Origin of the sequence: Methylobacterium sp. E-041 (genome assembly GCF_022829665.1) — a bacterium.
Lineage (GTDB): Bacteria > Pseudomonadota > Alphaproteobacteria > Rhizobiales > Beijerinckiaceae > Methylobacterium.
Window position 1 is genome coordinate 1 of sequence record NZ_JAKSYQ010000286.1, and the last position, 4,218, is coordinate 4,218.

Consider the following 4,218-nt stretch of genomic DNA (forward strand, 5'->3'; position numbering starts at 1 on the left):
TCTCGACACTGCCGGGGGCCGGCAACGCCACGGTAAAGTGGAACTGCGTGTTCCGCGCGAACGCGATCCCAGCCGGTGACCACACCTACACCTGCTACGTGGTTGTCGGTACGCTACAGGACGTGAAGGACGGTATGCGCGCTCTGCGCACTGCGCTCGGTGGTGTTCCGGCGCCTGTTGTCCAATCGAACGCCGCCCCGGTGTCGCACGCTGAAGTTGCCACGGGCGTCGCGCTCTTTGTTGGAATAGAGGCCGGTTGCAACGCTGGCGTGGTCACAGTCGATCCCGGGTACAAGAGATGCGCTACGGCGCCCGTGGGCTCAAAAGAGCGCGGCCTACTTCATCCGGAGATGTGGCCGTCTTTGTCGGCACGGCGGCCGGGCTCGATGCGGTGCTAGTCACAAGCAACCCAAACCATCTCAATGCCGGCACGCGGCCTATCGGATTCCTTACCAACGTCGGCTCAGACGGAACCCCGCTCTATGTCGGCACGCAGGGAGGCTGCAACGCGGGCGTTGTTTCCACCAACCCGGCCCATCTCAATTGCCGCAGTGCTCCACTCGGATCCGCAGCGCGCTAGGGTGTGCAAAGATTGCCAGGCGTCGAAGCTTCATGAGCACCTGCCTAAAGGGCTGAGCGACGCTGCTACAGGCGCGCGGCGAACTCCGCCGCAACACGAGAGGCCGCTACTATGTCCCAGGTGCGTTCAGTGGCCATCGCTCTCGCGCTCGCCGCCACTGCCGCAGCTAGCGCAACCGCGGCCGAGCCGATCGTCGGCCGGGCAAGCGTTACCGACGGTGACACGGTCGTCATCCACGACACCCGCATCCGTCTCCGCGGCATCGACGCCCCGGAGAGTGCGCAAATTTGCTAGAATGCCGCCGGCAAGGACTACCGCTGCGGGCAAGTCGCAGCCCTGGCACTGTCCGATCGCATTGGAGAGGCACCGATCGCGTGCGAGCTTCGCGACACCGATCGCTATGGCCGCACCGTCGCCGTCTGCCGGAAGAATGCCGAGGATCTGAACGCATGGATGGTCGCCCAAGGCCACGCTGTCGCCTACCGCGGCTACTGCACCGACTACGTCGAGGCCGAGGCGACCGCGAAAGCGGTCAAGCGCGGCATCTGGGCCGGCTTGTTCACGACGCCGTCCGAGTGGCGCAGGGGCGAGCGCGGTACGTCTATGGGGTTTGCGGCACCCGGTGGGCCGGACGGGCCGATCCCCGCCCCGTCCTCGCGCGTCGAGCCGGCCGTGGCCGGCAGCTGCACGATCAAGGGCAACATCAGCCGGAAGGGCGAGCGAGTCTACCACCTACTGGGCTCCCGCGATTACGACTGGACCCGGATCGACGCAAAGTCCGGCGAGCGTATGTTCTGCACCGAGGATGAGGCGAAGGCAGCGGGCTGGCGGGCGACGCGCAGGTGAGGCGGGCGGTTCTGTTTTATGCTGTGCTATTGGCGGGTTGCGGGTCGTCCGAGAACGTCGAAACGCTTTACCGCAACTCGCCTCTCGACAAGAACGCTCGGATATACGTGGCGACCTTCGACGCCGCCGAGAGCCGCGCCTACAACCAGCAAAATTGTCGGCAGGTTCGAGAGCTTTTCCAGGCGCAGCCTGGCGCGCGAACCCGCTTCTGGTGCCAGGCCGGTCGGTACAAACAGTAAGCTAGGTTCAGGCTCCGCTGGCGCTGCCATGATCCAATTTTAGGCCACCGCGATCGGCAGCTTGCCGACCTGCGTCGTGTAGCGCGGCGTGCGCATCTCGAACTTCGTGCTCCAGGTCCGCTTCCCGACGAGGCCGGCGCGGGCGGGGACGACGCCGCCGCAGCTGAACCGGGCGTTGCAGGCGTCGATCGCCACCATTAGCGACCCGGAGCGCGCGCTGTTGAGTTGCTCGATCAGGCCACGTTGGCGGGTGGCCGTAAGAGTTCAGCGCATCTACGATCGCGCGATGGCAGACCCAACGACCGGCAACCTCATCAAGGCCAAAACGATCGCTTCCGATGAGGTCAACGCCGCGGTCGATGTGTTCCTGACGGGTGGCGCGGTGCGCCTGTTCGGATTCGGAAGCGGCCACACGCTGGATCTTGCCGCCGCGGTGAAGGCCAGCCGCCATGCCAGTGCCACCTTGTCCGAACCCACGGCGAAGAATGGCGCCCGGCGATTGGCCGTACGGACCGCGATCCTGCTGGCACGGCCGACGGCGCCGTGAGCGACGACCCCTTCCACGAGGCCGTCGAAGCCCTGCACGCGATCGGTCGGACGGTCGAGCCTACGGGCGACGACCTGGGGTTGTGGCTGGTCGATGGCCCCGAGTGCACCGACGGCGAGTTGATCGCGCTAACGCATCTCTACGGGCTGGTCGAGGGGCCGAAGCGTGAGCAGTGAGCCACGACCCCTTCCGTGCAAAAAGCATAAGGAACCGCCTCCCGCTCTACCTGATCGGATCAGGCTTCCTGATGACTGTCGCCATGGAGGCCAATCGGAATTTTGATGCTTTCGCAATACAACCCAACAAGCTAGAACTTCAAGTCACATCAAGGCAGCGTATAAACTGCTGGAGTAAGATATCATGGCCGACTTTCATTTTGTAGAAGATTATGAGAAACACGTTGCTAATTTAGTGAAAATATATCCTATTGACGAAGCAATGAGTTTGGCCGTTGGGGGATCTTATGATCATATTGGAGCAATAGAATGCAGCATTCTGCGATATGCAGGCCTCAGAAATGGGCAAAAATAATCGATTTTGGCTGCGGCTCTGGAAGACTTGCAGTTCATGTTTCGCGTGAATTTGATATATCATATCTTGGGCTCGATGTCGTACAACAATTGCTCAATTACGCCAAAACCAAAACCCCGAAGCATTATGAGTATCTACTGAATAGAAAGCTCTCTATTCCCTCAAGCAACGAATCCGTAGACTGGTTCGCGGCATTTAGCGTTTTTACGCATCTTCTCCATTCAGAGAGTTTTATCTACCTGCATGACATGTATAGTTGCCTAATTCCTGGCGGAAAGGTTGTTGCATCCTTCTTGGAATTTGAACATATGCTGCATTGGCATGTGTTTGAGGCAACTGTAAATCAGCAGCGTAATAGCACGACTCCACATTTGAACCAATTCATCGAAAGAAACCAATTTAGAGTATGGGCAAGCAACATCGGATTTTCAGGGGTCGAGTTTATTGATGGCAACGCTGCCCCTTGGAGCTCTGGCCATGCGCTCGGTCAATCAATAGTGATATTTACGAAATAACTATACCTATCAATAATTCTTAATCGGTCACACGCAGCCGAAGTGTGGTGCCGAAGCCGTTCTCGGGCATGCTGGCTGTCCGGCAAGCGCGGCACGGCTGATCGCCACGTTGCACCTCCCCACCCGCGCCCCTTTCCCCGCCGGCTCACATCGAGCGAGACCCATGGCATCACCCGCACCGATTCGACCCATGCCTTCCGACGTCCAGGCCTAGCGCAATGCCCTCGAGGCTATGAAGCCCACGGTGCCGCCCTGTCCCAGCTTCTCGGCGCAGCGATGGCAGGAGATGCGCGACGCGGCGATCGACTTCCTCGACCGGTTCGGGGAGGACGTCATCGCTCATGGCTGGACGGCCACCGACCTGTTCGGCGTGCACCCGACCGTCGGCGTGGTCCGTGTCGACTACTGCGGCGCCCTGATGATCAACGCGCGCCGCGTCGAGGCGATAGCGACAATTGGATCCGCTACGGGAACCAGACATTCCGGCGGGACCGACCTGGGCGCCCCGTTGGCGTGCCGGTGTGGTAGGCCATGCGATAGGCAGCAGGCCCGTCCCCCGATCTGATCACGGAGGACGAGTTCTTCGCATGTGTCACCAGCGAACCGGTCCTGAGCCCGGCTTGCGAGCAAGGTGCCCGCGATCTGTTACTCGAGCGTCAACAGGTTGCTCGGCCGGCGGGCACGGCTAAGTCTACGCTAGGTCGTGAACTCATAACGTCTGGCACGGTTTGGCCGTGGCATCGTTGGTTCTCCGAATGGAGGACCGAGGATGGCGCGGTTTGACCTGACGGATGGAGAGTGGGCGGTGATCGAGCCGGTCCTGCCGACGGACGTGCGCGGCAAGGATCGGGTGGACGACCGACGGGTGCTGAACGGGATCTTCTGGCGGCTGCGCACGGGCGCACCGTGGGCCGACATCCCGGCGCGTTACGGGCCCTACACGACCTGCGGCAACCGCTT

The 4,218-nt window shown here is 61.4% G+C and carries 6 protein-coding genes and 1 pseudogene; 6 read left to right on the plus strand and 1 reads right to left on the minus strand.

Annotated elements, in window-relative coordinates; genetic code table 11:
* The first annotated feature begins 691 nt into the window (after positions 1-691).
* Positions 692-1,426, plus strand: a pseudogene (locus MKK70_RS26760) (thermonuclease family protein).
* A 278-nt stretch (positions 1,427-1,704) separates the two neighbouring features.
* On the opposite strand, the gene MKK70_RS26765 reads toward MKK70_RS26760, so the two are convergent.
* Positions 1,705-1,863 carry a DUF4113 domain-containing protein gene (locus tag MKK70_RS26765; protein WP_313899116.1) on the minus strand — a complete coding sequence of 53 codons (159 nt, stop codon included), beginning with the start codon at positions 1,861-1,863 and terminating at the stop codon, positions 1,705-1,707.
* A gap of 88 nt (positions 1,864-1,951) precedes the next feature.
* On the opposite strand from MKK70_RS26765, the gene MKK70_RS26770 reads away from it, so the two are divergent.
* The 5 genes from MKK70_RS26770 to MKK70_RS26790 all read left to right on the plus strand — a co-directional run.
* Positions 1,952-2,212 (plus strand): hypothetical protein, encoded by a 261-nt coding sequence (locus MKK70_RS26770; protein ID WP_243950942.1) that lies wholly within the window; start codon positions 1,952-1,954, stop codon positions 2,210-2,212.
* The gene (locus tag MKK70_RS26775; protein ID WP_243950943.1) at positions 2,209-2,388 is read left to right on the plus strand and encodes a hypothetical protein; all 180 of its coding nucleotides are present in this window, start codon (positions 2,209-2,211) and stop codon (positions 2,386-2,388) included. The genes MKK70_RS26770 and MKK70_RS26775 overlap by 4 nt, the downstream gene beginning before the upstream one ends.
* A gap of 309 nt (positions 2,389-2,697) precedes the next feature.
* Positions 2,698-3,258 (plus strand): class I SAM-dependent methyltransferase, encoded by a 561-nt coding sequence (locus MKK70_RS26780; RefSeq protein WP_243950945.1) that lies wholly within the window; start codon positions 2,698-2,700, stop codon positions 3,256-3,258.
* A 286-nt stretch (positions 3,259-3,544) separates the two neighbouring features.
* Entirely contained in the window at positions 3,545-3,823 is a 279-nt protein-coding gene (locus MKK70_RS26785; RefSeq protein ID WP_243950947.1) for a hypothetical protein, read from the plus strand.
* A gap of 204 nt (positions 3,824-4,027) precedes the next feature.
* On the plus strand, positions 4,028-4,218 hold a 191-nt coding region (locus MKK70_RS26790; protein WP_243950949.1), incomplete at its 3' end, for a transposase.

Bases quoted from the DNA above. Each gene is read 5' to 3' on its own strand.
- MKK70_RS26785 (WP_243950947.1), top strand. From the start codon at position 3,545: ATGCGCGACGCGGCGATCGACTTCCTCGACCGGTTCGGGGAGGACGTC.
- MKK70_RS26765 (WP_313899116.1), bottom strand. From the start codon at position 1,863: ATGGTGGCGATCGACGCCTGCAACGCCCGGTTCAGCTGCGGCGGCGTC.
- MKK70_RS26770 (WP_243950942.1), top strand. From the start codon at position 1,952: ATGGCAGACCCAACGACCGGCAACCTCATCAAGGCCAAAACGATCGCT.
- MKK70_RS26780 (WP_243950945.1), top strand. From the start codon at position 2,698: ATGCAGCATTCTGCGATATGCAGGCCTCAGAAATGGGCAAAAATAATC.